The sequence below is a fragment of the Acidovorax sp. HMWF029 genome, from assembly GCF_003060895.1.
GTDB lineage: Bacteria > Pseudomonadota > Gammaproteobacteria > Burkholderiales > Burkholderiaceae_C > Acidovorax.
In genome coordinates, this window is record NZ_QAIH01000023.1 from 1 (window position 1) to 15105 (window position 15105).

General features: G+C 66.3%; 9 protein-coding genes and 1 pseudogene. 4 read left to right on the forward strand and 6 right to left on the reverse strand.

Annotated features, from left to right (window positions below; all coding sequences use genetic code 11):
- The 4 genes and pseudogenes from DBR12_RS01660 to DBR12_RS01675 form a co-directional block, all read left to right on the forward strand.
- Positions 1-117: pseudogene (locus DBR12_RS01660) on the forward strand (single-stranded DNA-binding protein); the annotation flags it as partial.
- Between the two features lie 340 nt (positions 118-457).
- On the forward strand, positions 458-1033 hold the full coding sequence (locus DBR12_RS01665) for a hypothetical protein (RefSeq protein ID WP_108615661.1): 576 nt from the start codon (positions 458-460) through the stop codon (positions 1031-1033).
- 95 nt (positions 1034-1128) lie between these two features.
- A complete protein-coding gene (locus tag DBR12_RS01670; protein ID WP_108615662.1) occupies positions 1129-1842 on the forward strand; it encodes a Bax inhibitor-1 family protein in 714 nt (237 codons plus the stop codon).
- 383 nt (positions 1843-2225) lie between these two features.
- Complete coding sequence (locus tag DBR12_RS01675) at positions 2226-3869, forward strand: hypothetical protein (protein ID WP_233244245.1); 1644 nt, start codon at positions 2226-2228, stop codon at positions 3867-3869.
- A gap of 131 nt (positions 3870-4000) precedes the next feature.
- Here DBR12_RS01675 and DBR12_RS01680 read toward each other — a convergent pair whose 3' ends face one another.
- The 6 genes from DBR12_RS01680 to bcsD all read right to left on the reverse strand — a co-directional run bounded on the left by DBR12_RS01680 (position 4001) and on the right by bcsD (position 14867).
- Entirely contained in the window at positions 4001-8326 is a 4326-nt protein-coding gene (locus DBR12_RS01680; RefSeq protein WP_304529300.1) for a cellulose biosynthesis protein BcsC, read from the reverse strand.
- Positions 8327-8414: 88 nt separating this feature from the next.
- Positions 8415-10739 (reverse strand): cellulose biosynthesis cyclic di-GMP-binding regulatory protein BcsB, encoded by a 2325-nt coding sequence (gene bcsB, locus DBR12_RS01685; RefSeq protein ID WP_108615664.1) that lies wholly within the window; start codon positions 10737-10739, stop codon positions 8415-8417.
- Positions 10740-10794: 55 nt separating this feature from the next.
- The gene (gene bcsA / locus DBR12_RS01690; RefSeq protein ID WP_108615665.1) at positions 10795-12981 is read right to left on the reverse strand and encodes a UDP-forming cellulose synthase catalytic subunit; all 2187 of its coding nucleotides are present in this window, start codon (positions 12979-12981) and stop codon (positions 10795-10797) included.
- Positions 12978-13760: a cellulose biosynthesis protein BcsQ gene (gene bcsQ / locus DBR12_RS01695; protein WP_108615666.1), complete on the reverse strand. Its 783-nt coding sequence runs from the start codon at positions 13758-13760 to the stop codon at positions 12978-12980. Before bcsQ ends, bcsA begins: the two co-directional genes overlap by 4 nt.
- Positions 13757-14344, reverse strand: a complete 588-nt coding sequence (bcsP, locus tag DBR12_RS22115; RefSeq protein WP_158274958.1) for a cellulose biosynthesis protein BcsP — start codon at positions 14342-14344, stop codon at positions 13757-13759. Before bcsP ends, bcsQ begins: the two co-directional genes overlap by 4 nt.
- A 46-nt stretch (positions 14345-14390) precedes the next feature.
- On the reverse strand, positions 14391-14867 hold the full coding sequence (bcsD, locus tag DBR12_RS01705) for a cellulose biosynthesis protein BcsD (RefSeq protein WP_233244247.1): 477 nt from the start codon (positions 14865-14867) through the stop codon (positions 14391-14393).
- Positions 14868-15105: the final 238 nt, after the last annotated feature.

Below are 15105 nucleotides of genomic sequence, written 5' to 3' on the forward strand. Positions count from 1 at the left end.
GCCCCCGCACCCCGGCCCATGGCAGCGCCCGCGCCGCGCCCGGCCCCCGCGCCGGTGGCGCAGGCCCCGCGTGCAGCGTCCGGCTTTGACGACATGGACGACGACATTCCGTTCTGATCCCCCGGCAACGCGTCGAACCCCAGGCCCACACCCGCAAGGTGTGGGCCTTTTTCTTTGGGCGCTGCACTTCAAAACGTAGCAACTCGCAACAAGAATCACTTCGCATGGCACGGAAAACCAGCGTGCTCCATGCGCCGCCCGCGCGCTTTTACAACGGGGCGCGGGCGTGTCGCTTCTCCGTTTTGTCCAGTGCGGCAGCGCCGCCACGGATCAACAACTTCTTACATCCGATACGGAAATTTCGAAGATCATCGCGGCCTTGTTCGCAAAGAGGCGCAAAGCCCGGCGGCAAGCAGTTACCAAAAATCAATATACCAACTGAAGAGAGAGGGTTGCCATGCCTGGATTCGTCCGCAAGATTCTGATTTTCATCACCGGCTACGCCTGGCTGCTGCTGCTGGCCGGGCCTGGCCTGATCGGGCTGTCGCTTTACAGCGGCTGGAAGGCCGACGGGGACCATGCCTACGTGGCGCGCGAAAGTCTGCAGACCGTGTCGGGCACCGTGACACAGGCTTCCGAAGTCACCGTCAAGCGCAAGCGCCGCGCCACCAAGCAGTACTACGAGATCAGCGTGCAACCCGACACCGCCGGTGCCGAGGTGCGCAAACTGCGCATCGACTACAGCACACCGAAGCAACTGGTGGGCAACCTGATCGACGAAAAGGTCACCGCCCTGGTGGATAGCAACGACCACGACCTTGTCTACGAGGTCTCGGCAGGGGGCGCGCTCATGATCAGCTATGACACCACCAAGCAGCGCCTGCAGGCCGAAGCCACGTTGTCGGCCAAGTCGTTCAGCGGCGTGGGCACCTGGATCCTGGCGATCCTGCTGACGCTGGTGGGCGCTGCCGGTGTCTGGTCCAACCGCAAGCTGCGCGCGGCCGACGAAGCCCAGCAGCTGGCCGCCGCCTGACGGCCACACTCCATAACAAAGAGAGGGAGGGAGGGGCGCCCACGTGGCGCTCCCCCTGAGTTTTTGCACACGCAGATTCAAAGGAGGACATCGCCATGAACCCCAACGCACTTTCACCGCAGACCCCGTCCGGCGCGCCCATGGAGCGCCGCGACTTCATCGTCTCGACCTACAAGCACCTGGGCGTGGCCATGCTGGCATTTGTCGTGCTGTCGGCCGTGCTGATGGCGAGCGGCTTTTCCAACACCACGGCCAAGATGCTGATGGCCAGCGGCAACAAGTTCATCTGGCTGGGCGTGATGGGCGCATTCATGCTGGTGGGGTGGCTGGCTTCCCACCTGGCTGACAACGCCGAGAACCCGCAGACCCAGCTGATGGGTCTGGGCATCTACGTGCTGGCCGAGGGCCTGATCTTCGCCCCCATGTTCGGCATCGCCCAGCTGGTGGCGCCTGGTGCCATTGGTGCCGCGGGCTTCATCACGCTGCTGCTGGTGGGCGCGCTCACCTGGACGGCGTTCAGCACCAAGACGGACTTCTCCTTTCTGGGCGGCATCCTGAAGGTGGGTGGCCTGGTGGCGCTGGGCACCATCATTGCGGGCGCCATCTTCGGCTTCAAGCTGGGCATCTGGTTCTCGGGGATCATGGTGCTGTTTGCCGGCGCCTGTGTGCTTTACGACACCTCCCGCATCATCCGCGACTACCCCGCCGACCGCCCCGCCGGTGCCGCGCTGCACCTGTTCGCGTCGATTGCGCTGATGCTCTGGTATGTGCTGCGCATCCTGATCAGCCTGGCGACCAACGACGATTGAAACCACTGCAGCGCCCGGGCCGGGCGCATGCAGAAAAAAGCCGGAGCCCGCCGTGGACTCCGGCTTTTTCGCGTGTGGGCAGGTGAAAAATGAAGAAAATCGACCTCTGCGCGCGCCCCATCCCATTGTCCGCTATAAAAAATATAGCAATCCAATTCCCTCAGACTGCAAGACCACTGGCTGCACGCCACGCCCCGGGCCACGCCACCCACTGCTGGCACAATTCGATACAGCTAGGCAGCGCCCTGCGCCCGCATAGGCCCTGTGGCCCGGTGCTGATGGCAGCAGGCACGCAGCGTGCAAGGCCTGCGCCACGGACCCCGCCCTGGCGGAGGCTGGCGCCTTCTTCTTTTCACCACCTACTGACCCTGTCCTTGTCCAACATGCGTAGTCAATACTTCTGGTTTCCCTTGGCCTGTGCCGCGCTGCTTGCCAGTTGCGGCGGGGGTTCCTCCGATGGCGAAGATGTGGGCCCTGCCCCAGGCGTGCAGCAATACCCCGGCGGTGTGTGGGAAGGCACAGCAGGCACGGGCGCGGCGCAGCGCCAGGTGGTGGGCTACATCGACCCCGGCCCACAGGGCACGGGCGGAGAGTTCTACCTGGCCCGTGAGGCCCCAGGTGCGGCGGGTTTTGATGCACTGTACGGGCGCCTTAATGTGAGCGTCACCTCGGTGCTGGCCACAGGCGTCACGTATTTCTCGGTGCAGGACGGCAAGTTCGCCACCGGCCTGACCCTGCGTGGCACGGCATCGAACAGCGGCAAGATCGGCCGCACCGACGCCATCAGCGGCAACTACAGCGACCCGGTGCAGACAGCAGCTGCCTCGGGTGCAACAGTGCCGTTGAAGCTGGCGTACAGCAGCCTCAACTTCCACACCGCCAGTGCCAGCCTGATCGAGGGCACCTACCGGGGCACAGGCCTGTTCGGTGGCGGCTGGGTGCTCACCGTCACACCGCAGGGCCAGCTCTCAGGCCGCATTGGCGGCTGCCTGGCCACGGGCTCAGCCACGCCGCGGGCGGCCGGTTCGCCCTTGTACTCGCTCACGATCAATCTCTCTGGCGACACCACCTCCTGCGGCGCCACGGGCACGCAGCAGTCGGGCATTGCAGTGCTGCGCTTCGACGCTGCCGGTGTTCCTAGCGGCATCTGGGCCTTCACCCGCAACGCCACAGGCACCGATAACACCTACACCCTCAACGGAATCGCCGACCCGCGCACCACGGTGCCGCCGTCGGCCACGCCGCTGTCGGTGGCAGGCAACTGGCAGGGTTCGTTCACGCTGCCCTCGGGCGTGATTGGCGACACCACGGTCTGGGGCAGCGTGCTGCCGGACGGCGGCCTGTTCTTCTACACCAACAGCAGCCTGGACCACAACGCGCTGTATGGCCGCCTGATCCGCTACCAGAACAACGCCACGAACAACCGCTTCGTGACCGCCAATGACGGCGTGTTCTTCAACCGCCTGCTGGGCAACACGGGCACTTATAACGAGGCCGTGTTGATCGACGGCACGCTGCAAAGCAGCAATGGATCTGGCAACGCCAGCCTGTTCAGCGGCAGCTTCAGCTACCCCACGCAGCCAGGCGGCTTCCCAACGCGCTTCAGCGTGACGCCCGACCCCTTGTACGCACTGCCTGCAGGCAAGGTCGCCACCACGGCCATGATCGTGGGCACCTACAAGATGGCAGGCACCGGCTTTGGTGGAGACACCACGACGCTGAAGGTGTTTGCCGATGGCGCGATCACCGGTCTCACCACCAGCGGCTGCGAGGTGGCGGGCAAATTGCTGGGCGAACTGGGCAGCGGGCTGAACCTGTACCGCGTGGAGGCGTTTGGCTACCTCAAGAGCCCCAACGGCCCGGTCACCTGCGGGCTGGCATCGGGTCCACCTCAATCCGGCTCGGCCTCGGCGCAGTTTGATGCCAACGGCAATGTGATCGGCCTGCGCATCCTGACCGCTGGGCTCTCTGTGGCAGGCACACGCGCGCGCACGGTGTTTGTGGGCGCCAAGCAGGTCACGCCATAGTTGGCTCTGGATTCGCCCTCGCCCCCGTGGCGAGGGGATGAAGCACTCCAAAAAATGGCCCGTTGCGCAGTGTGCGCAACGGGCCTTTTTGCTGAGGCGATAAAACTGCCGGGCCACAACCCGGCTCTGGCTCAGTTGGCGTAGGGCGAGCGCAGCGGGTTGACCGGGAACACCTGCAGGCCGTTGTAGGGCTGGAAGGCGTAGCGCACATACAACCCGCCCGCAAACTCGCGGTAGTTGCGGGCATTGTTGAGCGCCAGATGGCCCCCCAGGAACACCTGCGGGTGCATCTGGTATTCCATGGCAGCGCCCAGGTTGTAGCCCAGGCCCGTGCGCGACTGGCCAGGGTAGATGGCCGTAGCGCCGGTTTCGCCAAAAGCCAGGGCATCGCTGGCCGCCAGCACGGCCGCAGCCTGGCGCGAGGGGCTGTTGGGGAAATACGGGGCCGCGTCTTCCTTGAAATACTGCACTCCCACCGAGCCCTTGAGCTGGTAAGACAGGCGGCCATTGCGCTGGGCCCATTCCACGGGGAGCCCGAACGACACAAACTGCTGCGGGCTGAAGTAACCCCCATGGCCCACGGTGAAGTAGCGCAGGTTGCGCTGGTAGGACAGCCCGGAGAAGCTCAGCCCGGCGGTGAGGTCGGCGTTGGACGTTCGGTGCACATGCCAATACATGCCACCACCCAGTTCGGCGCGCGCGTTGCTGCGCACGCGCGTGCCCGCAATGCCGTGCAGGGAGCCGTAGCCGTACAGACCCAGCTCGCCATCGTCCCAGGTCATGTCAATGCGCCCCCCCGTGGCCGACACACCGCCCCAGCGGTCACCGGTGCGGGCGTCGCGGGCCCCGGCGAACGACAGCAGGCTATCGTTCACTGGGCGGCGCGAGAGGTCCACAGCCATGGTCAACTGGTCATTCAGGGCCATGCGGTAGCGCACACCCCCCGTGACATCCGACTGACCAAAACCCAGCGGGGTGGTGCCAATGTCGGCCTTGAGCCCGCCAGATTCATAGCCCACGCTCACGCCGATGCCGCTGTCGCTTTGTGAACCCGGTGCGCGCAGCGGCATGTCGAGCGCCGTGGCGGGACCACCGCCAAACCGACTCAGGGTGCCGTAGGGCGTACCGGGTGCCCCGGCGCTGGCCCCGGTGGGCGTGACGCCCAGGATCAGGTGACCATCGCCCACGCTCATCTTGAGCTGCACGGGGGCTTCGATCTCGGATAGCTGGCTCATGCCCGCCTCGCCCTGACGCGCACGGGCGGTGGCGCCCACCGAGAAGGAGGAAATCTGGCTTTGCTGCACCTCCCGCAGCTCGTCGCGCACAGTGCGCGGGCGTGTGGGATCGGGCACCGCGCCCAGGGTGCCTGCTGTGGCCCAGGCGGACGGCTGGGGTGCGACTGCGGCACGTTGGGTCGCCAATGAGGCGGGCAACGGCATGCTGCCATAGCTGGCCGCCGAGGCCTGTGCCGGGGCGATGTAGCCCGCAGAGGCCACAGGCGCCATGGGCGCCATGGGCGCCACCGGCACAGCCGCCACAGTAGCGGGGGACGCAGACACCACGCGCCCAGTGGGCTGGATGGCCGCGCGGGAGGCAGACCCGGCGCTGCGCTGGCCGTTGGCAGCAGACGGTGGCACCGCTGCTGCAGCAACCGCAGGATTGGCGGCTTCCGGGTAGTAGCTCGCCGGAGTCATGGGCTGGGCTTGCAAAGGCAGGGGCAGCGTCTGGGCAAACCGGCTGGCTCCGGCCGGGTCGGGAATGTAGAGCCCCGCCGGTGCATTGCTGCGCGCCACAGACTGCGGCGCGTATTGCATGGGCGTGTAGCCCACGGGGGAGCGCGCCACGGCGGCGATGCCCGGCACAGCCAGCCCGCCGCCCGCACGCTGTTGCTGCAGCCCGGCACGCTGGGCAAAGGGGTTGCCCGAACGCCCCGGCCCTGCCGCCACGCCGCTGGCTGCCAGCACGGCATCGCGCTGGGCATTTTCGGCGGCAACTGCAGCAGTGAAAAATTCGGTGGCCTTGGTGTTCTTGCCCTGAGCGCGGTAGAGGCGCCCGGCCGCCGTCAGCACCTCGGGGTCGCGCGGTGCGCGTGCCAGCGCCACGGACAGCAGCGACTCCGCGTAGGCATAGTCCTTGGCACCGATGGCCATTGCCGCTGTCTGCAGCAGCAAGGGCACATCGGTGGGCGAGCGCTCCAGCAGCCGCGCGTACAGCGCCTGGGCAGGCGCGTAGTCGTTGTTGGCCGCATACATACGGGCCAGGGCCGCCATGGCCAGGGGCTCGTCGGACTGCTCGGCCAGCAGCGGGGCAAGGGTGTCATAGGCGGCGACCAGGTCGCCCGCCTCGCGCAGACCATCGGCCTGGCGCACGATATAGGCGCGGCGAATGTCGGCAAAACTTCGGCGCTCGCGCTCGCTCATAGGTGCGGTCTGCAACTGGCGCAGGATGCCCGACAGCTCCACGTCCTGCTGCGTCTTGAGCAGCGTGGCCGCGTACTGCAGCCGCAGCCCCACATCAGGCCGGGGCGTGCGCGCCAGCACCTGGCGCACCATGCCCAGCGCGCGCTGCGGCTCGCCAGCATCAGCATAGGCCAGGGCAAGCGCACCCAGCAGTTCGGTGTCCTGCGTGGCAAAGGATTCGGCCTGGGCCAGGGTGGCCAACGCCTCGGACTGCCGTCCCTCGGCAGCCAGTGCCGATGCAGCGGAGGCCTGCACCTGCACCCAGACCCGCTTTTGCAGCGTGGCGATGTCGCGCGTGCGGTGTTTTTCAGGAATGCGGTCAAGCAGCGCCAGCGCCCCCGGCCAGTCGCTGGCTTCAGACGCGAGCAGCGCGCCGGCATACAGCGCCTCGGGCATGTTGGGGTTGGAGAGCAGCAGGCCGTCCATCACCCCCCGGGCTTCGGCCACGGCGCCCAGGCGCAGGTACAAGCGGGCGAGGTCCAGACGCACCCAGGGGCTGGCCGGGTCATTCAGCAGCGCATCTTCCAGCGCCGCGCGCGCTGCGGCCATGTCGCCACGTTCGGTGGCGGCGCGGGCCTGGCCCAGGGCCTGCGAGGCACGCAGGCGCCCCAGGGCCCCGACCTTTTCCTGCTGCGAGGGCGAGAGCTTCTCGACCAGTGCCAACGCCTCGGAGGCCTTGTTGTTCTGGGCCAGCACGCCCACCAGACCACGCACGGCGTCGGGGTTATCGGCCTGCCGCGCCAGCACCCGGCGATAAGCAGCTTCGGCCGCGTCGTACTGGCCCGCTTCCACCAGCAGGTCGGCCAAGTCGGTCTCGGCCGTGACTTCGGTGGGGTTGATGCGCAAAGCCTGTTCCAGCGTGCGGCGCGCGGCGGCGGTGTCGCCGCGCTCGCGCTCGCTGGTGGCCTGTTCGACCAGGCTCCAGTAGGTGGCGCTGTCCAGCGCCTGCTTCCAGCGCGCAGCCGAGCCAGCGCGCGAGGCGCGCTCCAGCAAGCCCCGGGCGTCGGCAAACCGTTCCTGGCGCAGCCGCAGGATGCCCAGGCCGCCCAGGGCATCGCCGTCGCTGGGGCGCGTTTCGAGCACCTGCAGGAATGCGGCTTCTGCTGCATCCAGCTCGCCGTCCTCCAGCGCCTGAAACCCGGCGGTGGTGCGCAAGCGCAGTGGGTCAGTCGCCACGGGGCGGGCGGCGGCCTGGCTCTGTTTTTGCAGGTTCTGGGCCTGGGTCAGGCGTGTCTGCACAGCGGTGTCGCCGGGGTTCGCACGCAGGAACTCCTGATACAGCGGAATGTCGGCCGAGCGGTTACCTGTCCAGGCCAATGCCTTACGCCAGCTCTCGGTCGCAGCCTTGCCCACATCGGGACGGCCCGCCAGGCGCGCCAGCTGCGCGATGCCATCACGGCGAGTGGATTCGCGGTAGGTCAGGTGCTGGGCCAGGGCCAGGGCAATCTGCGGGTCTTCGGGTGATTCCTGCGCCAGGCGGCTGAGGCCCCGGCGGGCTTCGTCCCAGCCACCCGCTGTGGCGCCAAGGGTCTGGTAGTACTCCAGGGCCAGCGGCCCGGTGGGGGGGCGTTCGCCCAGCGCGGCCTGGTAGGTGCTCAGTGCCTGGCTGGCCTGGCCGCTGCGGGCCTGCTGGCGTGCGGTCTCGATCTGGGGCGCGCTGCGCCCGGTGCGGATGGATTCCTGCAAGCGGCTCACCAGCGGGCTGCGCGGGTGCGCCGCCTGCAGCTGCGTGAGGTAGCGCTGGGCGCCTTCGGGGCGCTGGGCGTTCAGTTCGACCAGAGCCATGCCATACAGCGCCTGGGCGTTCTGCGGGTTCAGGCGCAGCAGCTTCTGCCAGGCCTCACCGGCGCGTTCGGTATCGCCGCGCTCCTGCCAATACTGCCCCTGGTCCAGCAGGGTCTGCTCGGCCCCGGTCTGGGCCCAGGCGGCAGCGGGTGCCATGAGCGAGGCCAGCAGGCCCATGGCGAGTGTGTGGTGGTGACGACGTTTGGAGGACATGCCTACCTTCTCCCTGCGAGTCTCCCGGCCGCCGGGGCCGGGAGGGTGTTGCGTGATTCCGAATCAGCGGGGCGTGCCACGCACGGCCTCAGCCCTTCTTTTGCTGCTTCAACCGGGCGCGTGCTCGGGCCCGAAGCGACAGGTACATGATGATGGCCACCAGCACCGCCGCCGAAACCCCCAGCAGGATCAGCAGCAGCGGATTGCGCGACAGGTACCACTGTGCATACAGCAGCGGCCCCAGCTGGCCCACATGGTAGTTTTTCTCGGCCACCAGGCTGTCCACCTGCTTGCCCCGGATCACCGTGGTGCTGCCCTGCACTTTGGTGACGGCGTCGGCATCCAGCAGCGCATCCATCACCTGGGCCAGGCCCGCAGGCTGGTTGCTGGCCACCAGCACCACACTGCGGCCGCTGCGCAGCGGCGATTCAAACCCTGCAATGAAAGCGTCGGTGCTGCTGCTGGAAAACGCCACTTGGCTGCGGTGCGCGCGGGTGCCGGATTCATCCTCAAAACCCCACCAACGCAGCACCCGCTGGGCCAGGTCGGCCAGCTGGAAGCTCTTGGCATCGCCCTGCAGTGCCGCCGGAATGGCACTGGCCCACTGCTTGAGCAGGGGCTGGTTGCCACCGCCCGAAGAGATGACCAGCAGGTCCTTGTCGCCCAGGCGCTCGACCTGCTGGGCCTGCGCTACCGTCACGCCCAGGGCTGGGAAGCCGGTGACACGGCCCATGAGGCCCATGAGCCCCAGGTAGGTGCCCAGCTCCTGCACGCCCGGCCTGTCGGGCATGACCACGGCCGACTCCGACAGGTCGGCCATGCGCGTGAACGGAAAACCGGCATTGCCGAACGCGGCCAGGTCCGGCATGGCGATGAAGTGCGGGAAGCCTGAGATGTCGATGGTGGAGTCGGCCTCCACCGAGCCCCGCACATTGTCTAGCGGCACGTCCTTGCAGGCGCCCTGCTTGACCACGTCGTAGTAGTAGTGCATCTGCAGCTGCGACTGGGCAGGCAGCTTGAAGAGCGGGATGTGGAGCTTCTCGCGCTCGGGCACCATTTCACCGGCGGGCATCACCTTGGTGAACCAGCGGTCGAGCGTGCCCTGCTCTTCATGGTTCACGGCCCGCAGGGGCAGCGAGCGCAGGAACTGCTGGTTCACGTTGATGTTGAGCGTGGACTTGTCAGCGTTGGGGCGCGGCGTGTAGCGGTAGCGCAGGTCCACCGGGATGCCCTTCTGGCGCCAGCCGAACAGATCGGGCGGCAGGAAGAAGTTCACTCGGATCAGGTCGGGCGAGTAGCCAGACACATTGAGCGCCTGGGCGTCGGCCAGTTCGCCAAACTTTACGGGCCTGTCGCTGGCCAGCCAATTCGGTGCGTCGTAGGGCTTACGGGGCTTGAGCTCGGTGACCTCAGTGATACGCGCGAGCGGACCGGACAAGGCCGAGGAGCCGATCGCCAGCGCCTTGGCCGCCACGGCCAGCTCAGCATCGTCGCGCCCCATGACCAGCAGCAGCTTGCCGTTGCGGTCGGCAGGGTGGCTGACCACAGCCACGGTGGGGCCCGAGATTTCGGGCAGTGCCAGGCCTGCGGGCGCCTGCGCCCGGCCAGCCACCATCACCACAGCATTGCCGCGCGCAGGCAGCTCGCCAATGAGGGACGGGAACTTCGCGCCACGAAAACCCGCCAGCGCGCCAAACCAGGACGACATCGTGCCCGCCGCCTGCAGGCTGCCTGCATTGGGCGCGGCATTGAAAACGATGGGGAGTTCCAGCGGCCGCACGTCCCGGCGGTCAAAGAAGGGCTGGGGCAGCAGCGCCAAATCGTTGGTCTGCGCCACCGGAGCCACGGTCAGCTCCAGCACACTGTCGTTGCCGACGTTGGCCCACAGGCTGGAGTGCAGCGGGTCTTCGCACTCCATGGTGTAGTGCCCAATGAGCTGAAGGTTCAGTCGGTTGAACTCGGTGATGAGGCGCGGCGGGATCGTGATCTCGCGCTGCAGATTCTCACCGGCCTGCTGGGTGGTCACGGGAATCGTGGCCGCTACCTGCTCATTCACCAGCACCTTGATGTGCGACAGATTGGTGAGCAGCGCGGGCGAATACGAGTAGTTGAGCTTGAGCTTGGCACCAATCACCACCTCATCGTTGCGCACGCTGAAGGCCACGCCGCTGGTGCCATCCACCCCACGCAGCTGCAGCGGAAACAGCGCGCCCAGCTCCTTGAGGCTAGCGCGGTGCACACGCACCCCCGACTCAGCAGGCGACACAGCCAATGGGGCCGATGCGGCCGACGGTGCGGGTGCGGCTGCCAGCTGCGAAACGGGCGCTGCGGTCCCCGCCAGCACCAGGGCCAGCATGGCAGGCAGCATGCGCTGGCGTGGCAGTCGCGCTGTCGGATGTCGTGTGGAAATCATGGTGAAGGAGAAATCTTGGAAAACAGGGAAAGACTGAGAGCGTGTTGCACGCGCTCTACCGGGGCTTGAGGGACTTGTAGGCCGTGGCGGTCAGCTGCCCCATGCCACGCAGCCCGATCATGATCACGCTCTTGAGCGAGCGCAGCGGCTTGTCGCGCTGGCCTGTGCCCCAGGTGGCGATCCAGGCGTCGGCGCGGGCAAAGGTGAGCGAGGCCAACTCGGCCTGCTGGTGCAGGCTGAGGTTGTCGAATTTCACACCCAGACGACCCTTGCCGCTGAACGTGACAATGGCCGGAAAAACGCCTTCTTCGTCCGAGCGGAACAGCGACACTGCAAGACGGCTGCCCATAGGAATATCTACATCTGGCGGCACCGCCAAGCCCAGGCCATGCTGGGAGAAATCTTCGGTCTTGCACACCAAGGTGCGGCCGTTCTCGAAACGGATCACCGCTGGCAGGCTAGCCGCCACGCGCGGCGTGCCCCGGATCTGACGCGTCTCGCTGGCCACAGCCACGCTGGCGCCCAGCAAGATGATGTTGTAGACGGTCCACACCATGTTAATGACCAGCGTGGTGGTTTCGTCGCCGGCCGACGAGAACAGCTTCCAGACCCCGACCGCCATGCCGACCAGGTTGATCAGCAGCAGCACCACATAGGGGCGGGCGATGGTCCAGTCGAAATAGGCTTTTTCGATCACCCCGCCCTTGGCCGTGACGTTGAACTTGCCTAGCTTGGGGTTGATGAAAGCCACCAGCACGGGCCGCATGATGTACCAGGCCAGCACCGACTCGTACACCTCGTTCCAGAACGAATGGCGAAAGCGCCCCTGGATGCGGGAGTTGGTCACGCTGGCATGGGCCAGGTGCGGCAAAGCATAGGCCGTGATCATCAGTGCGGAGGCCTGGAACACATGCGCACCAAAAAACAGGTAGGCCAAGGGCGCAGTCAGAAAAACCAGGCGCGGCAGGCCGTAGAAGAAGTGCAGCATCGCGTTGAGATAACACAGCCTCTGCCCAAACTTGAGCCCCTTTCCGAAGAGAGGGTTGTCGGTGCGCGCGATCTGAGCCATGCCCCGCGCCCAGCGGATGCGCTGGCCCACGTGGCCCGACAGACTTTCGGTGGCCAAGCCTGCTGCCTGCGGCACTTCAAGGTAGGCGGTGTTGTAGCCCAGGCGGCTGAGCTTCAGCGCGGTGTGTGCGTCCTCTGTCACGGTCTCCACCGCAATACCGCCCACTTCCAGAAGTTCCTTGCGGCGGATGATGGCGCAGGAGCCGCAGAAGAAAGAGGCGTTCCACAGGTCGTTACCGTCCTGCACGATGCCGTAGAACAGCTCTCCCTCATTGGGCATACGGTGAAAGGTGTCGAGGTTGCGCTCAAAGGGGTCGGGCGAGAAGAAGACGTGCGGCGTCTGCAGCATCACCAGGTTGGTGTCCTTGAAGAACCAGCCCATGCACACCTGCAGGAAGGAGCGTGTGGGGATGTGGTCGCAGTCAAAGATCGCGATGTACTCGGAATGCGTGACCTTGAGCGCCGCGTTGATGTTGCCCGCCTTGGCGTGGTGGTTGTTGTCTCGGATGAGGTAGCCCACGCCCAGCTCTTCGCAGAACTCGCGGAATTCGGTGCGGCGGCCATCGTCAAGCACATACACATGCAGGCGGTCTTTGGGCCAGTCCAGGCTCATGGCCGAGAACACCGTCTGACGGACCACTTCCAGGGGCTCGTTGTAGCTTGGGATAAAAATGTCCACGCTCGGCCAGGTGCTCACATCCGCCGGCATGGGCACGGGGCGGCGCTGCAGAGGCCAGGCGGTCTGAAAATAGCCGATGAGCAGCACGGCAAACGCATACAGCTCGGCCAGCACCAGCCCATAGCCAAAGGCCGCGTCCATCCAGTGGGTAAAACCGATGGTGTCGGTGAAGCGCCAGTAGATGTAACGCGACGATGCCGAGATCGACAGCACGATCATGGCCAGAGTGGACAGGCGCCCCGGGGTCTTGCTCAACAACAGCGCAGCCGCAAACGAGCCCAAGGAGAAGAGAATTTGTCCTTGCAGGTCCAGCGGCACACTGATGACCAACCCCACCAGCAGCGCGCTGAACACAACGGCTGCCACGCGGGCTGTGGGGTGTTGCCAGATCTCCCAGCCCGTGATGGCGTGCACCACAGTGCGCCAATGCGCCTGTGGGCTGTGGGAATCGGCGTCGGCGACTTCGTCGGCCTGGGGACGCTGGTCCACGCTCATCGCGTAGCCCCCGGCAGTGACAAACTCAGACGCTGCGCGAGGACCTGCGCACATTTGCGCAGATCATCGGCCGCTTGGCCATGGGTGTCGTACTCGAGCACGCTCTGGTCATAGGCCAGGGCCTCGCGCACCGCCTGATCTTCGTGGATCACGCCGATCAGCCGGTCGCCCAGGCTGTCCTGCATCACGCGGGTGATGTCCTTGGAAAGCTGGCGCGCACCGTCGGCCTGGTTCAGGACATAAAGGGTTCCGTCAAAGTCGGGACGCGGTGTGCAATAGGTATGCACCAAGCGCTGCATCAGAGCCAGTGCGGCATACGACGCCGCGTCGGGCAGGTTGACCACCACCACCACCCGGGCCGCAGTGAGCGCCTGTTGCATGTAGACGGAGGGGCCAGGCGGCGTGTCAATGAGCACCAGTGCATCGGGCGGCAGCTCCAGGCTTTGCAACTGCTGCGCAAGCCAGTCGGGGTGGCACTCCAGATGCCGTTCAAAGGCCACGCGATCGGCCTCGTTCACCACTCCGTAGGGCAGCACATGCACGCCCGAGGGGCTTGTTTGACAAACCGAACTCCAACTGTCGCCCGACAGACTGGCGCGGGAGACTCCGGCAAGGCCCCCCGGGTCGGCTCCGAAATGCAGGCCCAGCGCGTTCTGAGGGTCCAGGTCCACCACCAGCACCGTCGGCGCGCCTTGGTGTTGCAGCGCCGTGGCCAAGTTGGCTGTCAGGGTCGTTTTACCCACACCACCTTTGGCTGAAACAACGGCAACCACCTTCATGACTGGCCCTTGCGGGGCTGCCAGGTGGCAGTGGGCCGGGGCTGCGGCGATCCTGCCAGGCGCGCAAACACCGAGGGCAGGTCGGTGGGCAGTGGGGCAGGCGATACAACAGACGCGTCGCGCAGGGTGGTTGCGGCAGACGCGTGCAGGCCGGCAAGTCCCGCCAGCGGAGAGCGCACTGCGAGTGCAGGGGCAGAAGCAGAAGGCACACGAGGCGCTGCTGCCAGGGCCATCGCAGGCGCCGGTGCAGGCGTCGGTGCAGGGGCTGGTTGTGGCGCCGTGGCGGCGCCCCACATCGGCGCGGGGCTGTCGCCAACCCTCTGCGCGGCGGGCCGCGTCCAGCCAGCGGGAGCGGGCTCGCTCGCGACAGGCGCAGCCGGGTTCTGCGGCGCGGGGGCTGCCAAGCCCTCGGGGCGGCGGTCCACCGCTGGCACGTCCCCCACTAGGGCGCCCCGAATGGCGGATACCAACGGCCAGCGTTCACTGGAGCGCTGTTGCTCCTGCTTGCGAGCCAGCTCCTGGTAGGGGTCGGCCTTGCCTCCAAACTGCTGGAAGAGGTTCGCGATATCGTCAGATTGCTTCACGGGTCACCGCCAATAGCAAAACGTGGAAAGCCGAAACCCGCAGGGCTCAGCGTGCCAGCTGGAAATGGATGCAGCCCCAGGCGTCCGCTGGGGCAGACTGGGCCACGCGGAGCTGGGCGGCGCCAGCCTGCTCGAACCAGCTCTGATAGACCCCTTCGAGGAACCCCCCAGACCATGGCGCGTGGCCCAGCCCAAAAGCTGCCGACAAAGGAGAAAGGTCGTGGTGGATGTCCAACTGCGCCGCAGCCTGCTGCAGGCGGACCCCGCCCCAGCCGATGCGGTCCCACACGGCCACCATGCTGCTCTGCAGATCTTCCAGGGTGGCACATGTCGGCAGGGGGTGTTCGGCCGCAAACCGTGCGCCCACCCGGAACATCAGCGCGCGCAGGTCTTCAGGCGGCAGCGCGGCGGCAAACTCAGCCGCCAGGGCCTGCAAGAACCCCCTCCATTGCACGGTGCACTGCTGATCGATGAGACGTTGGGTGATATCGGGGTTGGCAGGCAGGGAGGCAGTTGAAAACATGGCGTGCGCACGAGCAAGCGTCGGGCCCGATTCTGCGGCCCTCGCGGGGTGGACTCAAGGGAGATACCCCATGCATCGATTGATACAAGTGGTTTCAAAGAGGTTGTGCGGAATTTTAGGAGGCTTGCTCCGAAAAATGCGCTTTCGACCATCAAGCCAAAGGTCAACTTCCTTTAACGGCACCCTCTATGCCGACGTGTGTGGGCACAACACCACACAACATACTCAAAAACTATTG

Excerpts from the sequence above, each read along its gene's own strand:
- bcsQ (WP_108615666.1), bottom strand. The coding sequence starts at position 13,760 with ATGAAGGTGGTTGCCGTTGTTTCAGCCAAAGGTGGTGTGGGTAAAACG.
- DBR12_RS01665 (WP_108615661.1), top strand. The coding sequence starts at position 458 with ATGCCTGGATTCGTCCGCAAGATTCTGATTTTCATCACCGGCTACGCC.
- DBR12_RS01680 (WP_304529300.1), bottom strand. The coding sequence starts at position 8,326 with ATGTCCTCCAAACGTCGTCACCACCACACACTCGCCATGGGCCTGCTG.
- bcsA (WP_108615665.1), bottom strand. The coding sequence starts at position 12,981 with ATGAGCGTGGACCAGCGTCCCCAGGCCGACGAAGTCGCCGACGCCGAT.
- DBR12_RS01670 (WP_108615662.1), top strand. The coding sequence starts at position 1,129 with ATGAACCCCAACGCACTTTCACCGCAGACCCCGTCCGGCGCGCCCATG.
- bcsB (WP_108615664.1), bottom strand. The coding sequence starts at position 10,739 with ATGATTTCCACACGACATCCGACAGCGCGACTGCCACGCCAGCGCATG.
- bcsD (WP_233244247.1), bottom strand. The coding sequence starts at position 14,867 with ATGTTTTCAACTGCCTCCCTGCCTGCCAACCCCGATATCACCCAACGT.
- DBR12_RS01675 (WP_233244245.1), top strand. The coding sequence starts at position 2,226 with ATGCGTAGTCAATACTTCTGGTTTCCCTTGGCCTGTGCCGCGCTGCTT.